This window comes from Pectobacterium hainanensis (assembly GCF_046237015.1).
Classification (GTDB): Bacteria; Pseudomonadota; Gammaproteobacteria; order Enterobacterales; family Enterobacteriaceae; genus JBJYIN01.
The window spans coordinates 65467-85208 of record NZ_JBJYIN010000016.1; the positions used below are offsets into that span (position 1 = coordinate 65467).

General features: G+C 48.0%; 18 protein-coding genes. 5 read left to right on the forward strand and 13 right to left on the reverse strand.

Features of this window, described 5'->3' with window-relative positions:
- Window positions 1-41 precede the first annotated feature (41 nt).
- On the forward strand, window positions 42-695 hold the full coding sequence (ribB, locus tag ACKPVM_RS15860) for a 3,4-dihydroxy-2-butanone-4-phosphate synthase (protein WP_409310522.1): 654 nt from the start codon (window positions 42-44) through the stop codon (window positions 693-695).
- A 63-nt stretch (window positions 696-758) separates the two neighbouring features.
- Here the strand turns inward: ribB and tehB are convergent, their stop codons facing one another.
- From tehB to norV, 3 genes are all read right to left on the reverse strand, one after another.
- Entirely contained in the window at window positions 759-1619 is an 861-nt protein-coding gene (gene tehB, locus ACKPVM_RS15865; protein ID WP_409310524.1) for an SAM-dependent methyltransferase TehB, read from the reverse strand.
- Window positions 1620-1733: 114 nt separating this feature from the next.
- Window positions 1734-2858, reverse strand: a complete 1125-nt coding sequence (gene norW / locus ACKPVM_RS15870) for an NADH:flavorubredoxin reductase NorW (protein WP_409310526.1) — start codon at window positions 2856-2858, stop codon at window positions 1734-1736.
- Between the two features lie 10 nt (window positions 2859-2868).
- Window positions 2869-4389 carry an anaerobic nitric oxide reductase flavorubredoxin gene (gene norV / locus ACKPVM_RS15875; RefSeq protein WP_409310528.1) on the reverse strand — a complete coding sequence of 507 codons (1521 nt, stop codon included), beginning with the start codon at window positions 4387-4389 and terminating at the stop codon, window positions 2869-2871.
- Window positions 4390-4553: 164 nt separating this feature from the next.
- Between norV and norR the strand changes: the two genes are divergently transcribed.
- The gene (gene norR / locus ACKPVM_RS15880) at window positions 4554-6092 is read left to right on the forward strand and encodes a nitric oxide reductase transcriptional regulator NorR (RefSeq protein WP_409310585.1); all 1539 of its coding nucleotides are present in this window, start codon (window positions 4554-4556) and stop codon (window positions 6090-6092) included.
- 47 nt (window positions 6093-6139) lie between these two features.
- Here norR and fumA read toward each other — a convergent pair whose 3' ends face one another.
- The 3 genes from fumA to ACKPVM_RS15895 form a co-directional block, all read right to left on the reverse strand.
- On the reverse strand, window positions 6140-7783 hold the full coding sequence (gene fumA / locus ACKPVM_RS15885; protein ID WP_409310530.1) for a class I fumarate hydratase FumA: 1644 nt from the start codon (window positions 7781-7783) through the stop codon (window positions 6140-6142).
- A 613-nt stretch (window positions 7784-8396) separates the two neighbouring features.
- Entirely contained in the window at window positions 8397-8603 is a 207-nt protein-coding gene (locus ACKPVM_RS15890) for a helix-hairpin-helix domain-containing protein (protein WP_409310587.1), read from the reverse strand.
- Between the two features lie 61 nt (window positions 8604-8664).
- Window positions 8665-9552, reverse strand: coding sequence for a LysR family transcriptional regulator (locus ACKPVM_RS15895; protein WP_409310532.1), 888 nt, complete (start codon window positions 9550-9552; stop codon window positions 8665-8667).
- Between the two features lie 140 nt (window positions 9553-9692).
- Here ACKPVM_RS15895 and ACKPVM_RS15900 point away from each other — a divergent pair, with 140 nt between their 5' ends.
- Window positions 9693-10157 carry a multidrug/biocide efflux PACE transporter gene (locus tag ACKPVM_RS15900; RefSeq protein WP_409310534.1) on the forward strand — a complete coding sequence of 155 codons (465 nt, stop codon included), beginning with the start codon at window positions 9693-9695 and terminating at the stop codon, window positions 10155-10157.
- A 3-nt stretch (window positions 10158-10160) separates the two neighbouring features.
- On the opposite strand, the gene ACKPVM_RS15905 is transcribed toward ACKPVM_RS15900, so the two are convergent.
- Window positions 10161-10826 carry a DNA-3-methyladenine glycosylase family protein gene (locus tag ACKPVM_RS15905; protein WP_409310536.1) on the reverse strand — a complete coding sequence of 222 codons (666 nt, stop codon included), beginning with the start codon at window positions 10824-10826 and terminating at the stop codon, window positions 10161-10163.
- Between the two features lie 264 nt (window positions 10827-11090).
- Here ACKPVM_RS15905 and ada point away from each other — a divergent pair, with 264 nt between their 5' ends.
- Together ada and alkB are read left to right on the forward strand one after the other, a co-directional pair.
- Window positions 11091-12254, forward strand: a complete 1164-nt coding sequence (gene ada, locus ACKPVM_RS15910) for a bifunctional DNA-binding transcriptional regulator/O6-methylguanine-DNA methyltransferase Ada (protein ID WP_409310538.1) — start codon at window positions 11091-11093, stop codon at window positions 12252-12254.
- Between the two features lie 76 nt (window positions 12255-12330).
- Window positions 12331-12987, forward strand: coding sequence for a DNA oxidative demethylase AlkB (alkB, locus tag ACKPVM_RS15915; RefSeq protein ID WP_409310589.1), 657 nt, complete (start codon window positions 12331-12333; stop codon window positions 12985-12987).
- A 79-nt stretch (window positions 12988-13066) separates the two neighbouring features.
- Here the strand turns inward: alkB and ACKPVM_RS15920 are convergent, their stop codons facing one another.
- The 6 genes from ACKPVM_RS15920 to ACKPVM_RS15945 form a co-directional block, all read right to left on the reverse strand.
- Entirely contained in the window at window positions 13067-14596 is a 1530-nt protein-coding gene (locus tag ACKPVM_RS15920; protein ID WP_409310540.1) for an FAD-dependent oxidoreductase, read from the reverse strand.
- Between the two features lie 101 nt (window positions 14597-14697).
- Complete coding sequence (locus ACKPVM_RS15925; RefSeq protein WP_409310542.1) at window positions 14698-15048, reverse strand: FMN-binding protein; 351 nt, start codon at window positions 15046-15048, stop codon at window positions 14698-14700.
- 70 nt (window positions 15049-15118) lie between these two features.
- The gene (locus tag ACKPVM_RS15930) at window positions 15119-16498 is read right to left on the reverse strand and encodes an MFS transporter (RefSeq protein WP_409310544.1); all 1380 of its coding nucleotides are present in this window, start codon (window positions 16496-16498) and stop codon (window positions 15119-15121) included.
- 3 nt (window positions 16499-16501) lie between these two features.
- Window positions 16502-17464 (reverse strand): cytochrome c nitrite reductase subunit NrfD, encoded by a 963-nt coding sequence (nrfD, locus tag ACKPVM_RS15935; RefSeq protein ID WP_409310546.1) that lies wholly within the window; start codon window positions 17462-17464, stop codon window positions 16502-16504.
- Window positions 17457-18164, reverse strand: coding sequence for a 4Fe-4S dicluster domain-containing protein (locus ACKPVM_RS15940; RefSeq protein ID WP_409310548.1), 708 nt, complete (start codon window positions 18162-18164; stop codon window positions 17457-17459). Before ACKPVM_RS15940 ends, nrfD begins: the two co-directional genes overlap by 8 nt.
- Before the next feature lie 507 nt (window positions 18165-18671).
- Window positions 18672-19628, reverse strand: a complete 957-nt coding sequence (locus tag ACKPVM_RS15945) for an alpha/beta hydrolase fold domain-containing protein (RefSeq protein WP_409310591.1) — start codon at window positions 19626-19628, stop codon at window positions 18672-18674.
- Between the last annotated feature and the right edge of the window lie 114 nt (window positions 19629-19742).

Consider the following 19742-nt stretch of genomic DNA (forward strand, 5'->3'; position numbering starts at 1 on the left):
CTGATTCTGGTAATCCATAAATACATTGAGGTTTTTTTACCATGAATCAGACATTACTTTCTGAATTTGGCAATCCTACAGAACGTGTCGAACGTGCGCTTGACGCATTGCGTCAAGGTCGTGGTGTATTAGTGTTGGACGACGAAGATCGTGAAAATGAGGGTGACCTGATTTTTGCGGCCGAAAATATGACCGTGGAACAAATGGCGCTGACGATTCGCCATGGTAGCGGCATTGTTTGTCTGTGTCTGACCGAAGAACGCCGCCAGCAACTTGAGCTCCCCATGATGGTAGAGCATAACTCCAGCCCTTATCAGACGGGTTTTACGATTTCCATTGAAGCGGTAGAAGGCGTAACGACGGGGGTTTCTGCGGCCGATCGTATTACAACGATCCGTGCGGCGATTGCGGATGACGCGCGTCCGAGCGATCTGAATCATCCGGGGCACGTTTTCCCACTACGTGCGCGTCCTGGCGGCGTGTTAACTCGTGGCGGACATACTGAAGCTTCGGTTGATCTGGCTACGCTGGCAGGATTAAAACCAGCGGGTGTATTGTGTGAATTGACGAACGATGATGGCTCTATGGCCCATGCACCAGAAGTGGTGGCGTTCGCCAGACAACACAATATGACCGTGTTGACCATCGAGGATTTGGTGGCTTATCGTCGGGCAGCGGAACACAAAACCGCTTGATGCGTTTTTCCTGACGTGAAAAAAGGGGCGAATATTTCGCCCCTTTGTCGTGTTATGGCGTTTCTATTTTTTCCTCGCCAACATCGTGGCGAAGCGCAGTTTAATACGGTTACCGTTAACATCCGTTTTATGTAACTGACCGATATCTTCGTTGTATTTAAGAATTTCCCAACCGTCATAGTAGTTTTTCAGTTCATTCTCTTTGAATGTGAAAGAGAACGGCATCGGGCATGGATAATCCTCGGTCGACATCGCCGCGATAATCAGGTTGTAACCGCCGCTGTTTGTGCGTTCCTGCATATTTTTAATAATATGTGGGATGCGTTCGCGCTCCAGAAACATCAGCACCACGGTTGAGAGAATGAAATCGTATTGCTCTTTGATCTCAGCCAAATTGATATTATAGACACCCGCACGAATCCTCGTGAGGGCTTCACTGCTAATGATGTCATTCAGCGAGGCGATACTCTGTTCATTCTTATCACAGGCTGTAACGTCAAACCCCCGCAGGTTGAGATATAGTGAATTACGTCCGCCACCACAACCTAAATCCAGCGTTTTACCGGGATTGATATGCTGCATTGCCTCAATGACTTCGGAATGTGTACGCGTTAACCCGTATTTTTTGTGGTAAAAATCCTCTGGTTTACAGAAAAAGCTTAACTGACACTCGATATCGTCAGAAAAAGAGACAATACGGTGCCATGCCTGCGGTGCGACAAAGGGAGGCTGATTTTGCTCCGAAAAATAGAATGTCTCCTGAACGTCGCCTTCTTCGCTCAGCATTGCAAAAGTCATTTCACCGCGCAGTACGGTCAATTTGGCCCAGGTGCCTTCAGCCGTGTTGTGTTTTTCTTGAAACGCAGCGGGTAATGTTTGGCTATTCCACTGCGGCATCTTTTTATAACAAATGAGATCGTGCATCTTCACCTCGGTCTGGAAACGTCATGTTCGTATTCTATAAATCGTTGTTCAGGCTGACTAGTAAAAGTGTATTTAAAATGCATTATTTAATGATCAAGTCATTTAACCCGATTTTTATAACTGCCTGAGTAACGGAAAAGCCTCTTTCATGCGGTCGCCACCGACCACAAATGCCCGTAATCTCTGCCGATCGTCTAGTGCTCGGGCAACCATGCCTTGCTCATCCCACTCCTGTTGCCAGCGTAGCCCTTCAAGCAGGGTATTGCCCGCTAATTGTAAAGGAAATAATGGCGTTTTGATTTTAACCAGCATCGGCGGTAGTGTCAGACTATCGGAGGCGCCAAGCAGGTTTTTTGCGAGCGTTAGCGCGCTGAGTTGAATCGGTTGAAGAAAAGGCAGCAATCTCCCATTTATTTCTGCGCAATCGCCTAATGCATAGATGTGAGGAGCGGAGGTGCATAGCTGCGCATCGGTTTGGATACCTTTTTGCACGTTTATTCCCGCCGCGCTGGCAAGCTGGGTATTGGCTCGTAAACCGACAGCAGAAATCACTTCGTCGATGTTTATTCTACGGTTATCTGAAAACGTTGCCTGTACACCCGTGGTAGTACGCTCAAGCTGCTGTAATGACGTATTCAGCATCAGTGAAATACCTTGCTGTGTCAGCGTGTATTGCAAGCGAGCGCTAACTTCTGGTGGCATCAATGTGGGCAAAATACTGCTGGCACAATCGACCAATGTCACTTGTTTACCCGCGCGGCTAAAATCCATCGCCAGCTCGGTGCCGATAAGTCCAGCACCTAGCAATAACACCCGATTAGCCTGTTGTAACCGGTTTTCATTGTCCCGATATTCTTGCTGGCTATTAAGCGTCAGCATTAATTCATGACCGGGAATGGGCGGAATGCTGGCACTGGCACCTGTCGCGAAAACCAACTTATGGTAGTCGTGGTGCTGTGCGCCACACAGCACCTGTCGGGCAGAACGATTAACTGATGTCACGCAGGTATTTGCCAGTAGCGTTATCCGATTCTCTTCCGCAAACGCGGCGGCGCTCATTCTGGTCAGATCGTCAGCGCGTTGTTGCATGCTCATGACATGGCTTAAATCCGGCTTGTTATAGTCATCGCCACTATCGGCGGTGATCAGTTTGATCGGACAGTGCGCATCAAGCTTACGCAACTGTCTGATAAGTTGGCGAGCCGCGAATCCTGCACCAATAATGACGATATCTTTCATGGTTGCCGCCTCATTTCACCGGGTTGAACACGTCTTTCCCTAAGCCACATTCAGGGCAGAGAAACGTGTCTGGTACTTGTTCCCAAGGGGTATTGGGCGCGACGTCCTGCATCGGTTCGCCGATAGCCGGATCGTAAATCCACTGGCAAACGCTGCATTGCATACAGGTGCCTTCATTCTGTTGTGGTGCTGCCACTTCACTGCATCCACAGGCGGTTTCTGTTGTTGTGGATACAGGTTCGAGGGATGTCTGAACCACCGGAGAGACAGACACGCTCTGCTGTGTGGACGCGGTCGCAGCCTGACGATGACGAGTGGGGGCCTCATTCAACGGATGCAGTGCCCATTGGCGAGCAATTTCACGACCGTGTTCACGGCAAATCGCCAGTGCCGAGCCATCTGGACGCCATTTGGTTTTTAGCGCCAGCGTGGTCTCAAAACCCGCATCCATCAGTCGAGTCTGTATGCGATCGACAGCGCCGCCATTCCAACCATAGCTGCCGAATGCGGAAGCTTTTTTATTTTGGAAACGTAATCCGGTGATTTCTTCCAGCATGGCCGCCACTTTCGGCATCATCACGTTATTCATGGTGGATGAGCCAACCAGTACGCCTTTGGAACGGAACACCTGTGTCAGAATTTCATTTTTATCATGGCGAGAAACGTTGTAGATCTTCACCGCGACGGCAGGATCGACATCGTTAATCCCCTGTGCGATGGCATCGGCCATCATACGGGTATTGTTGGACATCGTATCGTAGAACAATGTGATACGGTCTTCCTGGTAGCTGTCGGCCCATTTCAGGTACAGGTGAATAATTTGCGCGGGATCGTCACGCCAGACGACGCCATGGGACGTCGCGACCATAGAAAGCGGTAGATTAAACCCCAGCACTTCATGAATTTTGGCCGTTACCAGACGACTGAATGGCGTCAGAATATTGGCAAAATAACGCTGACATTGCTCAAACAGTTCGGTTTGATCTACTTCGTCATTAAACAAGTGTTCATCGCAGTAATGTTGACCAAAGGCGTCATTGCTGAATAAAACGGCGTCTTCTGTCATATAGGTCATCATGCTGTCTGGCCAGTGCAACATGGGGGTTTCGATAAAAATCAGCTGTTTGCCGTTACCGATGTCGAGAGTGTCGCCCGTTTTCACCGTGCGGAAGTTCCATTCCGGGTGATGGTGGTGACCGGTGATGGAGTCAATGGCGTTGTGAGTACAATAGATCGGCGTATTGGGAATGCGAGCCATCAATTCACTCAGTGCGCCAGCGTGATCCTCTTCTGCGTGATTGATCACGATATAATCAATACTATTTAGATCGACTTCCGCCATCAGATTCTGAACAAACTCTCGGCTGAATTTATGATCGACGGTATCAATCAGTACGGTCTTCTCTTCGCGGATCAGGTAACTGTTATAGCTGCTCCCTTTTAGGGTCTTGTATTCTGTGCCGTGAAAATCCCGAACTTCCCAATCGCGCTGACCTACCCAGTGAATATTGTTCTTAACGTGAATCGCCATATTCTGAAACCTCAATCATGTTTAATCAAATATGCTGTAGAGATTGCAGAAACTGTGCCAATTATTATCTTATTGATTTTAAATAATATTAAAATTACCTATTGTTAAAATGACACTGTTTGAGTAATGTCTTAATGACACAGACTCTGTCATTAGGACACAACATGACGTTATCCATCAACGCACTGGCGCAGATCGCCATAGAATTACAAATGGGGATCTCTAATCAGGACCGTTTTCAGCAGTTGATCAACAGCTTGCGGCAATTGCTGCGTTGCGATGCGTCGGCGCTGTTGCGTTATGAGAACCAGTTATTTCGCCCGCTGGCAATCGATGGATTGGCATCCGATGTATTGGGACGTCGCTTCCTGCTATCGGAGCATCCCCGACTGGAGGCTATTGCACGCGCGGGGGATGTGGTGCGCTTTCCAGCGGATAGCCAGCTTCCCGATCCTTATGATGGACTTATCCCAAGTCAGGAAGAACTCAAAGTGCATGCCTGCGTCGGCCTGCCGTTGTTTGCCAATCAAAACCTTATCGGTGCTTTGACCGTCGATGGTATGGACCCGTTCCAGTTTGATCATTTCAGTGATGAAGAATTGCGATTGGTCGGGGCGATGGCGGCGGCAGCGCTTAGCAATGCGCTATTAATGGAGCGTCTGGAACGCCAATTACCTGCGCCAGTGCGTGGTGATAGTGTGGCAACAACCGAAACGGTTGACGAAATTATCGGCTTATCTGAACCGATGCAACGGTTGAAGAAGGAAGTGGATATTGTCGCAGGCTCCGATCTGAATGTGCTGATTATGGGAGAGACCGGTGTGGGAAAAGAGCTGGTGGCTCGGGCATTGCACCGAGGTTCCAGCCGTGCGGGTCATCCACTGGTTTACCTAAACTGTGCGGCATTGCCGGAGTCTGTCGCGGAAAGCGAGCTGTTTGGGCATGTCAAAGGCGCGTTTACTGGTGCGATCCATCATCGTACTGGCAAGTTTGAAATGGCTGATAACGGTACGTTGTTCCTTGATGAGATTGGCGAATTGTCACTGACGCTACAGGCAAAGTTGCTGCGTGTATTGCAGTACGGTGATTTGCAGCGAGTCGGTGACGACAGTAGCCTAAAAGTGGATGTCAGAGTGTTGGCGGCGACCAACCGCGATCTACGACAGGCCGTGTTGGATGGCGCTTTTCGTGCCGATCTCTTTCATCGTTTAAGTGTTTTCCCGCTTTCTGTTCCGCCATTGCGCGAACGTCGTCAGGATATTGCATTGTTGGTTGGGTTCTTCTGTGAACGCAGCCGTGCTCAGTTGGCGTTGAATCGTCTGGCGTTGACGAAAGAAGCGATAGCGTTGCTGGAACAGTATGACTGGCCTGGTAATGTGCGAGAACTGGAACATGCTATTTATCGTGCCACCGTGTTGGCTCGGGCGGGGCAAGAAACGGGGGAGATTTTATTACGATCAGAACATTTCAACCTCGATATGCCCACTCAATCCGTTCGTCCTACGATTGATTCATTGGTGACTGAATCCGCTCCATCTTATGGGGTTAGCGGTGGGTTGCGAGCAGCAACTGATGCATATCAACGTCAGATAATTCAACAGGCTTTGGTGAGATATCAAGGTAACTGGTCTTCATGCGCAAGAGCATTGGAGATGGATAGTGGGAATTTGCATCGTCTGGCGAAACGATTGGGACTGAAATAAATAACTCCCCCAGATGGGGGAGTTTAGGCAGGCTTGTCAGTAACGTGTTATGCACATTTTGTGCATTTAGTGTTTTGAATAACCTGAAGGAAATCATTCCCTTTGTCATCAACCAGAATAAAGGCAGGGAAGTCTTCAACTTCGATTTTCCAGATGGCTTCCATACCTAGTTCCGGATATTCCAGACAGGTCAGGCTCTTGATGCTGTTTTGCGCCAGAATAGCTGCCGGACCGCCGATACTGCCCAGATAGAAACCGCCGTGTTTCTTACAGGCATCCGTTACCTGCTGACTACGATTGCCCTTGGCTAACATGATCATGCTACCGCCATTGGATTGCAGCAAATCGACGTAAGAATCCATACGACCAGCCGTTGTCGGGCCTAATGAGCCAGAAGCATAGCCTGCTGGCGTTTTTGCCGGGCCGGCGTAATAAATCGGATGATCTTTGATGTACTGCGGCAGTCCTTCACCGTTATCCAGTCGTTCTTTCAGTTTGGCATGGGCAATGTCACGACCCACGATGATGGTACCGGTCAAAGAGAGACGCGTTAATACCGGGTACTGAGACAACGTTTTCAGAATCTCGGCCATCGGACGGTTCAGGTCAATCTTAACCGCATCGCCTTCTCCCGCTTCGCGTAAATGTTCAGGAATATATTTACCCGGATTTTGTTCTAGCTGTTCCAGCCAGACGCCTTTGCGGTTAATTTTACCTTTGATATTACGGTCAGCCGAGCAGGAAACCCCCATGCCGACAGGGCAGGACGCGCCGTGGCGCGGCAGACGGATAATGCGTACATCGTGAGCAAAATACTTGCCGCCAAATTGCGCACCTAGCCCCAGATCGCGAGCGGCTTCCAGAATTTCCTGTTCCAGCGCGACATCACGGAAGGCCTGACCGTGTTCATTTCCTTCGGTTGGCAGCGCGTCATAGTATTTGGTCGAGGCCAGTTTCACGGTTTTGAGCGTGGCTTCTGCCGAGGTTCCGCCGATCACGAAGGCGATGTGGTACGGAGGACAAGCCGCTGTTCCCAGTGAGCGCATTTTTTCGATCAGGAAGCTTTTCAGTTTTCCTGGCGTCAGCAGCGCTTTGGTTTCCTGATACAGGTAGGTTTTGTTCGCTGAACCGCCACCTTTGGTGACGAACAGGAATTTATAATCCTCGCCTTCGGTACTGTAGAGATCGATCTGGGCCGGCAGGTTCGTGCCGGTATTCACCTCTTTATACATATCCAGCGCGGCATTCTGCGAATAGCGCAGGTTATCTTCGATAAAGGTGTTATATACGCCGCGAGACAGGGCTTCGGCATCATTGCTGTCAGTCCAGACACGCTGGCCTTTTTTACCAACGATGAGTGCGGTACCGGTATCCTGACACGTTGGCAGAATGCCTTTAGCGGCAATTTCAGAATTGCGCAGAAATTGCAGGGCGACATATTTGTCGTTTTCGCTGGCTTGTGGATCGTGGAGAATGTCGGCGACTTGCTGTTGGTGGGCTGGGCGAAGCATAAAGGATGCATCATGGAAGGCTTGTTGTGACAGGAGGGTAAGGGCCTCCGGTTCAATTTTGAGAATATCTTTGCCTTCAAATTGTGTTACAGAAACGAAATCACTGCTTAGTAGACGATATTCAGTCTTGTCTTCTCCCAAAGGAAAAGGCTCTTGGTAATGAAAGGGTTTATTCGACATATTTTCTCACCCGCGTTCGTATTATAAGTAGGTTGGTATCTTGTGTAATTAAATTTTCTATTAATGGTTTTTGTATCAGGCTGAACATCTATCTCGCGAGAATAACTAGATGTGTGATGCTCAAGACAATAACGTTTTGCCCTACCACCTGATTATCTAAAATGTAGCCACTATAATAGTATGGTTTTATGGCAGGGGGTACCACTTTGGTACATCACATAATTGACAATAAATAGCGTGATTATCTTTGTGTTATTGTTAGCATAAGAAAAAGTAAAAGCATTGTGATTAAATAGGTTTATATATCAACATGATGAATGTTATTTAACTTAATTAAGTTAAATAATTAAATTAATAATGCTATTTAAAAATAATAACCATTCAATTAATTCTGTTATTTTTTTAAAACAGAGGTGTAAGGCGAAAATAATATAAGCAATGGCGAGCGACTCGTACTCGAAATAATTTCAGTAGCGGGAAAAGAACGTCAATGCATTTTTGAACCGCTGCTTGTGCTGGCTACGAAATTGCAACGTTGCGAGCATGGCCAAAGCACTGACAACTTGAAGTATGACGGGTATATTCCTCTTCCCGTTCCACTTATTTCACCACATTACGTTTGGTGTGATTTTGCTAACGCAATCGCTGCGCTGATGGCCGCTCGCGCCTGGGGACTATTCTTCCAACAGGTTGAGCCAGTGAGTACGGCAGCGTTAGCAACAATGTCGCTGGCGTCAGCTTCGCTAAGCTGGGCTAGTGTAGTAAAACCCATTTGTTCCAGTCGAGCGATGATTGTTGCTCCGACACCTTTTACCGTCAGTAGCGCTTCCCGTTACTGCGAAGAAAATGCCATGGTATCTCCGTGTTAAAATGTGAACGATTCAGTTTGGAAAGTTTAGCGTATTTTCCTGCCGGGCCAGCAGGTTATCGATCATCCATAAGCCCGCAGGGCCGGGAGGGTGCAGTTTAGACCAGGCTACATCGACCTCGATAAGCTGGGGCCATCCGGTCACGGGCAGTTCAACCAGCATTTGATGGTCGTAGCGGGAAACTAACCAGCGCGGCAATATGCTCCAGCCAAAACCCTGCTGAGCCATTTCCAACAACATTAAATAAGAAGGGGCCGACCAAACGATCCCTTCCGCCTGTAACCGATCGCTACGTTTATAAGTATTCAGATAAAGTTGACGCACCATCGCAAGCTGGTTGCGGGTAATCCTTTTCTTCGAGGCCAATGGATGTGTTGCCGCGACAAATACAGCCATTTCTGTCTTTACTTGTAATCGGGAGGCCGCAATATCCGGTGGGTAATCCGCCTGCGCACGTAAAAGCCCCACATGGGCACGTTCTGATTGCAGCAAATCAATCACATCATCATCTTCTGCTATCAGACATTCGAATTCGGTATCGGGAAAGCGCTGGACGAAATCTTGAAGGACAGGTTCGTAATGGGTGGTTTTCCAGGTATCAGACAGCACAAAGGTCAATCGGGATTCAATGTTATCGGATAGCCTGATCGCTAATTCATCCAGCATATCGCTGGCGGAAAGAATGGCTTGTATATGTGTCAGTACTTTCCTGCCTGCTTGGGTCAGTACCGGTTGATGTCCTGAACGATCAAAGAGCACCAGCCCTAAATCCGTTTCCAGATTGGCGATAGCCGCACTCACCGTGGATTGACTTTTGTGCAACTGGCGGGCCGCAGCCGAAAATGAGCCCGTGTTAACGGCGGCCATGAAGGCCATCAGTGATTCTGGAGAATATCGCATTGCTACCTATCGTTTTTATCGATTGATACTAATTTAATTCTATCACTTATTACGATGAAAATAAGCATAGCCCTCTCCTTTTCGGAGGGAAGGCGAGAAAGCGGGCTATACCCGCGCAACAGAATAATGAGTGAAAAGTTATGCAAAAGAAGACAATACGTGAACGCATCTGCCATGCCGTTGGTTTTGAATTGATCGCACTGATGATTTGTGCGCCAGTCGGGGCCTGGGTATTAAATAAATCGATATTCAATATGGGTGCGCTGGCTATCATGCTATCCAGCGTGGCGATGATTTGGAACATCATTTATAACGCCATGTTCGATCGGCTGTGGCCAGTCTCTCGGGTGAAACGTCGCTTACCGTTGCGTATTTGTCATGCATTAGGCTTTGAAGGTGGGTTTATTTTAATTGGTTTGCCGCTAGCCGCGTGGATGTTGAATATGACGCTGTGGCAGGCGCTGATGGTTGAAATTGGATTCTTCCTGTTCTTTCTGCCTTATACGGTGGTATATAACTGGGTTTACGATACGCTACGCGAGCGTATCGTGCAGCGCCGCCACAAACGTCGTGGCGCAAGTCTGCAAACTAGGCGAAACAGCTAAACGTTACGGCAGTTGTGTCAGTTTGAATGCACGATAATCCGGTAATTCCAGTGAACGCCATAGATACCACGATGCGATGGTTCGGTAAGGCTGGCAGGGGCGACTGAGCTCGCTTAGGGTGCGACGGTTCGGCATGCTGTGCAGGTTGTTGACGTAGCGCAACCCCTGCCTGATGCCGAGATCGTCAAGCGGCATGATGTCGGTGCGTTCCAGAGAATAAATCAGAAAAATTTCAACGGTCCAGCGGCCAATTCCTTTTAATGTGCTCAGCTGATTAATCAGTGTTTCATCATCCATCTCATAAGCCTGTTTCAGACTGGGCACCAAACCACTCAATGCGCCGTGAGAAATAGCATGTAGCGTTTCTACCTTGCGAGCGGAAAAGCCACATTGGCGCAGAGTTTCCGTTGAGCAGTCAACCAGCTGTTTTGCACTGGGAAAGCGTCCTCCATGGGTAGTTATTAACTTTGCGATCATTGCATCGCCAGCACGTGTTGTTAGCTGTTGGTGAGCAACGGCGCGAATCAATGCTTCGTAAGGTTCCCGGTGAGGAGCCGTCTGGTGGCGACAGATTCCCACTTGCGTTATCAAATTTGCCCAACGTTCACTGATCGTGCTGAGATGTATTGCGGCTCGACGATCAAAATCCTGCTGAGGGTGGGATGTCATCGCTATTTTCCACTTTTGAAGGTGCTCATGATGAGCAATCAATGAATCGCTTACCGGGTTGTCGAGCAAGCGGATAACGCCTGTGAGCGGATGGTCAGGCAACTATGCTTCAGCGATTATAGGATAATCCTCTATATGATGGGCGATGATGTCGGTGACGTAGAATTAAAAAGCAAGCGTTGGGCGTGTTCATCGGGTCACTTCGTTTTATGGTGATGGGAGAAGGAAAAGGGTTGTCGTTAACCATGATGCACGGGGTGAAAAATGAAAAAATGTGTTCCACCGCAACAGTGCGATCGGGATGAGCCGTTCTGTCGTGATGAAAAGGAATGCTGGCATGCAATACAAACGCGAGACAAAACGGCAGATGGCCTCTTTGTGTATGCCGTTACCACCACCGGAATATATTGCTCACCGTCTTGCGCATCGCGTCAGCCTAAGCGTGAAAATGTTCGGTTTTTTGCTTCGCCGGTTGAGGCCGAGCATGCAGGGTTTCGTCCTTGTAAGCGTTGCCGTCAGGGGCGAATCTCGCGCGAGAGCCAACAAGCGGAACAGATTGCGACTGCCTGCCGAATCATTGAGCAATCGGAGAAAACGCTAACGTTGTCTGCGTTGGCAAAAGCGGTGGGAATGAGTCCGTTTTATTTCCATCGTGTGTTTAAATCGAATACGGGAGTGACTCCAAAACAATTTGCTCAGGCTCATCGACATCAGCAGATGCGTCAACAGTTAGCGGCTCAGGCACCGATCGCGGAAACGATATTGGCTGCGGGATACGGCCCTAATGGACGTTTTTATTCCCAATCCAGTGCATTGCTGGGGATGACGCCAACGGCATTCCAGAATAAAGGGAAGGGCATAACGATCTATTTTGCTGTTGGTCGCTGTTCGGTGGGCGAGATTCTGGTCGCTGAAAGTGAACGCGGCATTTGCGCTATTCTGTTGGGTGATGAGCCGCAACAATTGATCGATGAATTGCAGGATAGGTTTGCTCTGGCTTCTTTCATTGGCGGTGATCGGGATTTTGAGCAGAGAATGGCTCAGGTTGTTGGTTTTGTTGACGATCCTACAATAGGTCTGGCATTGCCGCTCGATATTCGGGGTACGGCTTTTCAGCAACGGGTATGGCAGGCCTTACGACGGATCCCCGTTGGAGAAACCGTCAGCTATCGTGATATTGCAATCATGTTGGGTTCGCCGGCTGCGGTTCGGGCTGTTGCGGGCGCCTGTGCGGCAAACCATCTGGCTGTTGCGATCCCCTGCCACCGGGTCGTGCGTCACGACGGCAAACTGTCTGGTTATCGTTGGGGCGTTGAGCGGAAGCGGGCGCTATTGGCGAAGGAGGCATTGTTGTCCGGCGATGGAACCGCGACAATTTCAGATAATGCCGCCGACCTATCCATGAGTGGCGGTAGTGTCCATAAGTAGCGGTAGAGTCCATAAGTAGCGGTAGTTTCCATAAGTAGTGATAGTGCGCGGTACGGGGAGCAAGGGTCGGAACGTGATGAATTTTGATTTATTTGCAGAGGATGAACCGGAACAACGAACGGAAGTGTTAGCTTCTGGCGCGGTTCTCCTGCGAGGGTTCGCTTATGGCGAATCTGCGGCGTTGATGGCAGCGATCGCTGAGGTTGTGACGCAATCGCCTTTTCGTCATATGGTCACGCCGGGTGGACATGTTATGTCAGTAGCGATGAGTAATTGTGGCCCGTTGGGATGGATAACCGATGAGTCGGGTTATCGCTACGCATCGTGCGATCCTATTAACGGACAACCGTGGCCTGCGCTACCGAGCGTTTTTACCCTGCTGGCGAATCGTGCGGCCAGTAAAGCGGGCTTTGATAATTTCGTGCCTGATGCCTGTTTGATCAATCGTTATGAGGTCGGGGCACGTATGTCGTTACATCAGGATAAAGATGAGATCGATTTCAACCAGCCGATCGTTTCCGTGTCGTTAGGATTGGGCGCCACTTTTTTATTTGGCGGCATGACGCGTAGCGATAGTATCCAGCGCTGCTCGCTGTTACACGGCGACGTCGTCGTATGGGGTGGCGATTCACGATTACGTTATCATGGTATTGCGCCGCTTAAACGTGGTGTTGTGCCTGCCAGCATATCGAGTGAGTACCGTTTTAATCTTACGTTTCGAAAAGCGGGATAAAGGCAGCGATATGATGAGTCAAGCCAGGGAGTTTTCCCGATATTGGGTATTCTCGCTCGCTGGCTTGAGATGTTATACGTTATTTTTTAGTGAAATGGATATAATCAAGCGCGTTTTCTGCTGCGATACGGCCTGAGTTCAGCGCGAAGCCAAAGGTGCCGCCACCCAGTAGTAAATCATAGGTATCGCCATACATGCCCGCGGCATCATTACCTGTGACATACAGACCCGGAATGGCCTCACCAGATTTATCTATCGCCTGCATTTTTTCGTTGATCTTCACCCCACCCAGCGTACCTAATGCGGCTGGCTGCATTTTGACGGCATAGAATGGACCCGTTTTCACAGGGCGTAGATAATCCATGTTTTTGTTAAATATCTCATCACGTTTTTGAGACGCAAATTTATTGTTCTGCTCCAGGGTCTCTTTCAGCACATTGACATCTATGCCCATTTCTTTAGCCAGCCCTTCAACCGTTGCCGATTTGAAGACAAAACCACGTTGTTTCTGAGTTTCTTTATTGAATTCGTCATCAAATTTAGTCAGCTTGGTATTGGCGATAACCCACTCACCAATAGGAACGTCAATACCGTCCTCGACATAGTGCTTACGGGATTGCTCGTCAAAAATGGAGTACATGATGCCGCCCGCTTTTGATAGGGCATTACCAGAGTGTGGCCAAATAATTACGTTGGATTCATCGGTAAAACGCCGTCCGTGTTGGTCAACCCAGAGGTAGGGTTGACGAGCCGCGGCCAACAGATGCGAGTTGGGGGCATAGTCCGGCAGGCCGGGGCGATAGGCTTGCAGTACCCCCATGCCGTCCGGTTTGGCTCCGGCTTTCCACGCCATGTTTATACCGTCGCCATCTTTACCGACGTTACCGACCATAATGGTATCTGGGAAAGCAGCATACTTTTGCAGCATTTCCTTGTTGTTGGCATAACCACCCGTCGCGATGATGACGGCTTTTGTCTCAATCTGGAATTGATGACCTTCACTATCCTGTGCGATAACGCCGGTGACTTTGCCGTCTTTAACGATCAGATCTTTACCTGCTACCTTAACCAGCGTGGTGACATCCATATTTTTAAACTGCTCATGGAATGTTTTGATGAGATGACGTCCGTGGCCGGGGCCGTCAATGACATGCCAGGTCAGCATTCCGCCGGGACCGCCAGGGCCGATGTATTCGAACTTGATACCTTTTGATTTCACCCATTCAATCGTGTCTGCCGAACGGTTAACGAACGCGCGAACCACAAATGGGTTTGCCATCCAGTGGCTGTATTCCATGATGGTTTTGAATGCCATATCGGGCGTGACAATAATCCCCTGACGCTTTTGCATTGTGCTGTTAGCGGCAAAAATGCCTTCGGCAAAGTTACCCGTCCCGCCCACTACGGGTTGTTTCTCCAGCAAAACGATCTTGGCTCCTTTTTCTGCCGCTGACATCGTTGCCGCTGTACCCGCAGCGCCAGCGCCGATAACAACAACATCGGCACTTTTTGGCAGTTCTGGTTTCACCGTTTCCGCTGCCTGCACCGTGGGTAGCCCCATCACCGCGACGCATAGCGTCGCTAATAGGCTTTTCCTGAATGTTTTCATTGTATTTTCCTTGCGTAGTAACGACATGGTTAGTCACAACATAGTTAGTAACAACATAGTTAGTAACGACATGGTAAAAACAGCCGCTATATTGCGGTTTGTTATTGACTGACTTTGGCCTGTGAGTAGGCCTCCTCTGCGGCTTCAAGTACTGCACCGCTGGTAATGCTGGCGCCGGACACGCCATCGACCTGAATGCTTTGTTTATCTACCATCGCTTTCGCTAAGGCTTGAGCTGCTTCGCCGCCGACTTCTGGCGTTTCGTCTGGCGCACTAATGGTGGACTGGGTTACTTTTCCCTGAGCATCAACGTCAATTGTGACGGTGACATCGCCGCCGAGCCCCGGTTTAGCGGCAGAATATGTTCCTGCTTTAAACATATTGTCTTGGGCAACAGCGGTTCCCGTGGCTAAAAAAAGGCAAAGGAAAAGCGCACCTGAGGATGTTTTCATGTCAGTGATTCCATTTAGATTAATTTTTAATAAAAATTTAATTGCGAATAAAAGCTAATGAATTTTCTCTTTATCTCCCATGAATAAAATGTTGACCATCGTCGTCATTAAGACGGTTGAATATCAGACAGCAAATCGGTAAACCAATGCCCAATAATAAAAAAAGTAAGCTAAAGCTATTTAGATTAAATGTTAATTCGAATCGGGAAAGGAAGCGTAATATTGGAAATGTTAATGCCATACTGACCATGACAGATATCAGTTGTGAGGTGGTGAGCATCGTGTTTCCACTGTTGTACGTGTCATGATTCAGATTACTAAAAGCCAATGTACTTTCTGCCGAATGTAAGGTTGAGATCAATATGCCTAAAACGGTGGCAATCATGCCAATTTGCATCATTGATTTTTCCTGCACGGCAACGCTCAGTGCAAGAATACAGACTGAAGTAAAACACGTTGTCATCAGTAGCAGTCGTCGATAGCCTGTGCGTTTTATCATGGATTCAAACAGCAGTTTTGACAGTAACGCGCCGGAGGAGAACAGCAACAGAACCATACTGGTTTCTACTGGCTGACACGATAATGTTGTTTGCAACACGAGCGAGAGCACGACAGGGATGGATGAGAGCAATATTCTGGTTAATACGCTGCCAGCCATGCCGATAGAGAATGTCTTTATTTCAAAAAGCGAGGCAGGAAATAGTGATGCTTTTTGGGTGATGTCTCGCTTGAAATAAAGAAATGCTAAACCAACGCCGGATGCACACAGTAATAAGGCTATTGGCATTGGAATGATGTCTTTTGGTAGCGCAGTTAATGTAAATGCTGCCAGAAATAACATAATGACCAATAATGTTAGCCCATAAGGATCAACTTTTCTTTCTGTTTCTCCGCGCTGTTCATTCGGTATGAATCTCTTCGCTAAGAAGAAGCAGCACAGCGATAATGGAATATTAAAAATAAAAAGGCTTCTCCATGAAAAATAATTAATCACGAGACTGCCTAATATCGGCCCAATCATTGTTCCTAATAACCCCAGCAGGGTGATTCGATTGAGAAAACGCAACTTCATGGTTTGTGGGGTGGTTCTTAATATCACTGTTCTGATAATAGGGAGCATTAATGCTCCGCCAATGCCCTGAATAAAACGAAAGGCGCTTAAGCTGATAACGGAATTCGCTGTGGTGCATAGCAGTGACCCTACCATAAAGATACTGATTGCCAGTAAATACGTTTTGCGTTCTCCGAGGCGCTCCGCCAGCCAACCGTTGACTGGCGTGAATGCCACGACGGTAATGACATAGGAAATCACGATCATTTCCATATGTAGTACCGGTTGATGTAGTGAATCTGCGATCGCTGGGATCGCGATATACAACATGGTGGTATCCAGGGATTGCATAAAAAAGGTCATTGATGCAATCCAGAATAGAATCCATGATGTATTCATCGGTTAAGCCACCGTCATTTGTCCGGCATAGAGCACGAACAGGCGTAACAGGAAGACCCCGCATAAACTAAGCGCAGCCATCGTGATCATCCGACCCTTGCCGAGGTGGGCATGTGGGCGACGTATCAGGCTGGCAATCAGTGGCACCGCGATACCCAGTCCGATGATCCCTATCCAGAAGACATTTCCCCAAAAACCGCTGAGTGCCGCGTGTGCCGCGACAGTTTTCTGCCCGCCACCCAGTAGTAGCCCAATAAAGAAGGCAAACAACAGGAACAGTTCTGCATAGACCACCGGGTTTTCTATCCGGTGAATAAAATGCAATGTTGCCGGGCTGGCAGATGACTGGCGACTCATGGCACTGCTCAGCATGATGACAGCAATGCCCGATGTTGTACCCGAGGCTAAAAATAGCACTGGGAGCACCGGATTGTTCAGTAATGGGAAGGATTTCAATGCAGAAAGCAGAAATCCGGTATAGCACCCGAGCAGAATAGCCAGCACGAGTAAGACGTTTTCGATCAAACCCGATTTCTTCGCGATGATCGTCGTCACTTTTTGTACCCGTTGCGCTAATGCCGGGCGGTGCAGTCGGGTATCAATCAGGTTAAGTAATCCTTCCCGATAGAGGGTGATGATCCATAGCAGAATGACCACGAAGTACACTTGGAATAGCATGACGCCGAGGGACATGATGGATGTGGGGTTATAGAACACCATCAGGTACCAAAACGTCATGGGGCGCGTCAGGTGAAAGATGAGAATGACCAAACCGATAATAACGGCCAGCGGCGCGATAATGGCCGTGGATTTCATCACGATGTTGCTACCGTGATATTCCGCTGGTGCATAATATTTAATCAAAATTGCGATTGATACCATGCCTGCGGAAATGCCTACCAGCAAGAGGTAAATGGCAATAGGCCAGTCCCAAACGAGGGTGTCAAAATGGAAAGCGTTATGCATTGTCGATTTCTCCTCGTCTGCCCGGAATACGATAAAGTTGTGGTTCGGTGCCGAGATAGACTTTTGAGCGGTAGGTTGCATTGCTCTTAATCATTTTTGATATATCGCTATTGGGATCGTTTAGGTCGCCAAACACCAATGCCTTGGTCGGGCATATTTCTACGCAGGCAGGCGGTTTTCCCGCAGCCAGATTGGTTTCACGGCAAAAGTTACACTTATCTGCTGTTTTGCTGACAGGGTTAATGAAACGGACATGATAGGGACAGGCGGCAATACAATAGCGGCAGCCGACGCAGCGTTTATCGTTGACATCGACAATGCCAGTTAGTGCATCCTTGAAAGATGCCCCTGTCGGGCATACTGAAACGCATGGTGGGTTCTCACAATGCTGGCAGGATTCGCGAAAAAATTGTTTGAATGAACGTGATGTTTCTGTTGCTGGGATATCGACGGTTTTCAGGATCTTTAGTCGAGTCACACCATCTGGGACATTATTGGTTTTTTTACAGGCACCGACGCATGCATTACAACCGATACAACGCTGCTCGTTGTGTAATAAACCATATTTTACCGAATGGGGTCTGCTGGTTTTCTCTGTTTCTTCTCCTTTATCTTCCGCTCGCGCAAGACTGGAATGTCCAGTAACGACGATTGCACTTCCCACATAAGCAATAAAACGACGACGAGAAAATTCTTCCATAACATAAACCTTCACATTGAAACGGCAGCCGTATTTGTATGCACTTGGCATAAGGCGTCTTTATTCCCGTCAGCGTTTAAAACAGAGGGGAGAAATAACCCCTATTGACTGGCGTTCAGACAGGGATATTGACGGAAGATATTACATTTCAGACAACGTATTCACTCATTGACATATTCTTATTGTGGTTTTTATTTGACCATAGGGATTGGCTTGCAATTGTGCACTTAGTCACATTTATTTCTTTGTATTTCAATATAAAACACATATCAATTTATTATAAATATCGGTGTGCAGTGGTGAGTTAACGTATTTTTCGTTTTCATCACGGGTTAATTATTTAATTCATAACAAATATTTTTATATAAAATTGAAAATGAGATTCGTTTGAGTTTTTTTATATCTCAATGTCATTCGAGTGACTGGAAAATGCAGAGAAAGTCACGATGTTCGCACTTGAGTCGTGCGAACATGGAGAGTTTTATAAATATAGGTGTGTAGCGCTCGTTATTCCGCGTCAGACTTGAGATGTTTATCGAGAAAACGCAGGGTGATTTTCATAACGTCTGGTTGTAGCCAATGTGGTCCGCCGTGCACCGCGCCTTTTATTACATAGTAAGTAGATTCGATCTTTTTCTCTGTGAGCGCATGATGCAATCGTTCTGTCTGGCGTGGTGAAACCACCGTATCTGCTGAGCCATGCATGATTAGAAAGGGCGGTGTTGCCTGACTGATATAGCCGATCGGGTTAGCGGCCGCAGCCCTGTCGGGATAGCGCGTAATTGGCCCACCATCATTAAAGACCGCGGTACCATTCACCCAAATAGCTTCAGTGGCTGAGGCAGAAGTATGTTTCTGAACGATATTATCATCCAGACCTTCTCCAACCCGTGTTAAATCAGATAAGCCGTAAAAATCAATAACAGCCTGAACATCGCTGCTTTGATCAAGGTTTTCACCTTTATCGAATTGTTTGGTGCCGTTTGTTGTTCCGGCAAAAGCCGCCAGATAGCCACCAGCAGATGAGCCGAAAACAGCGGTGTGATTGCCATCAATACCAAACTTATCCGCATTGGCTCGCAGGTAGCGAATGGCCGATTTCACATCTTCAAGTGGTGCAGGGAAAAGCACGGCGGGTGCGACACGATATTCCATGCTGGCGACAACGTAACCTGCTTCTGCAATTTTAAGACGCTGTTGCAGATAGTTGTCTTTATTCGCATTAATAAATCCGCCACCCGTGATATACAAAACGACGGGAAGGGATTTTGTGGACTCGGGTTGAAGAATATCCATTTTTAATGCAACATTCGAATATCCACGGCTTGGTACCTGAGAAAATACGACGTTAGAAATCAGTTTTACCGATGTTGTTTCTGGTTTTACCGTTAATTCATGCTGGCTTGATTGTGCTATTGCGGTGTTGCTTATGAATGAGCAACTCGTGAGAACGGTAGCGATCATGAGCGGTTTAACGCTTAATTGAATCATATTTTTTTCGTCCTGTGGGTCAGTAAAGGCATCCGTATTGGGTTATATATCTGTCACACTTGAAGTTGCATTTTCAGTTACCCGAAT

Excerpts from the sequence above, each read along its gene's own strand:
- norR (WP_409310585.1), top strand. The coding sequence starts at position 4,554 with ATGACGTTATCCATCAACGCACTGGCGCAGATCGCCATAGAATTACAA.
- nrfD (WP_409310546.1), bottom strand. The coding sequence starts at position 17,464 with ATGCATAACGCTTTCCATTTTGACACCCTCGTTTGGGACTGGCCTATT.
- ACKPVM_RS15940 (WP_409310548.1), bottom strand. The coding sequence starts at position 18,164 with ATGGAAGAATTTTCTCGTCGTCGTTTTATTGCTTATGTGGGAAGTGCA.
- ACKPVM_RS15925 (WP_409310542.1), bottom strand. The coding sequence starts at position 15,048 with ATGAAAACATCCTCAGGTGCGCTTTTCCTTTGCCTTTTTTTAGCCACG.
- fumA (WP_409310530.1), bottom strand. The coding sequence starts at position 7,783 with ATGTCGAATAAACCCTTTCATTACCAAGAGCCTTTTCCTTTGGGAGAA.
- tehB (WP_409310524.1), bottom strand. The coding sequence starts at position 1,619 with ATGCACGATCTCATTTGTTATAAAAAGATGCCGCAGTGGAATAGCCAA.
- ada (WP_409310538.1), top strand. The coding sequence starts at position 11,091 with ATGAAAAAATGTGTTCCACCGCAACAGTGCGATCGGGATGAGCCGTTC.
- ACKPVM_RS15945 (WP_409310591.1), bottom strand. The coding sequence starts at position 19,628 with ATGATCGCTACCGTTCTCACGAGTTGCTCATTCATAAGCAACACCGCA.
- ACKPVM_RS15895 (WP_409310532.1), bottom strand. The coding sequence starts at position 9,552 with ATGCGATATTCTCCAGAATCACTGATGGCCTTCATGGCCGCCGTTAAC.
- norW (WP_409310526.1), bottom strand. The coding sequence starts at position 2,858 with ATGAAAGATATCGTCATTATTGGTGCAGGATTCGCGGCTCGCCAACTT.
- ACKPVM_RS15920 (WP_409310540.1), bottom strand. The coding sequence starts at position 14,596 with ATGAAAACATTCAGGAAAAGCCTATTAGCGACGCTATGCGTCGCGGTG.
- alkB (WP_409310589.1), top strand. The coding sequence starts at position 12,331 with ATGAATTTTGATTTATTTGCAGAGGATGAACCGGAACAACGAACGGAA.
- ribB (WP_409310522.1), top strand. The coding sequence starts at position 42 with ATGAATCAGACATTACTTTCTGAATTTGGCAATCCTACAGAACGTGTC.
- ACKPVM_RS15900 (WP_409310534.1), top strand. The coding sequence starts at position 9,693 with ATGCAAAAGAAGACAATACGTGAACGCATCTGCCATGCCGTTGGTTTT.
- ACKPVM_RS15930 (WP_409310544.1), bottom strand. The coding sequence starts at position 16,498 with ATGAATACATCATGGATTCTATTCTGGATTGCATCAATGACCTTTTTT.
- ACKPVM_RS15905 (WP_409310536.1), bottom strand. The coding sequence starts at position 10,826 with ATGACATCCCACCCTCAGCAGGATTTTGATCGTCGAGCCGCAATACAT.
- norV (WP_409310528.1), bottom strand. The coding sequence starts at position 4,389 with ATGGCGATTCACGTTAAGAACAATATTCACTGGGTAGGTCAGCGCGAT.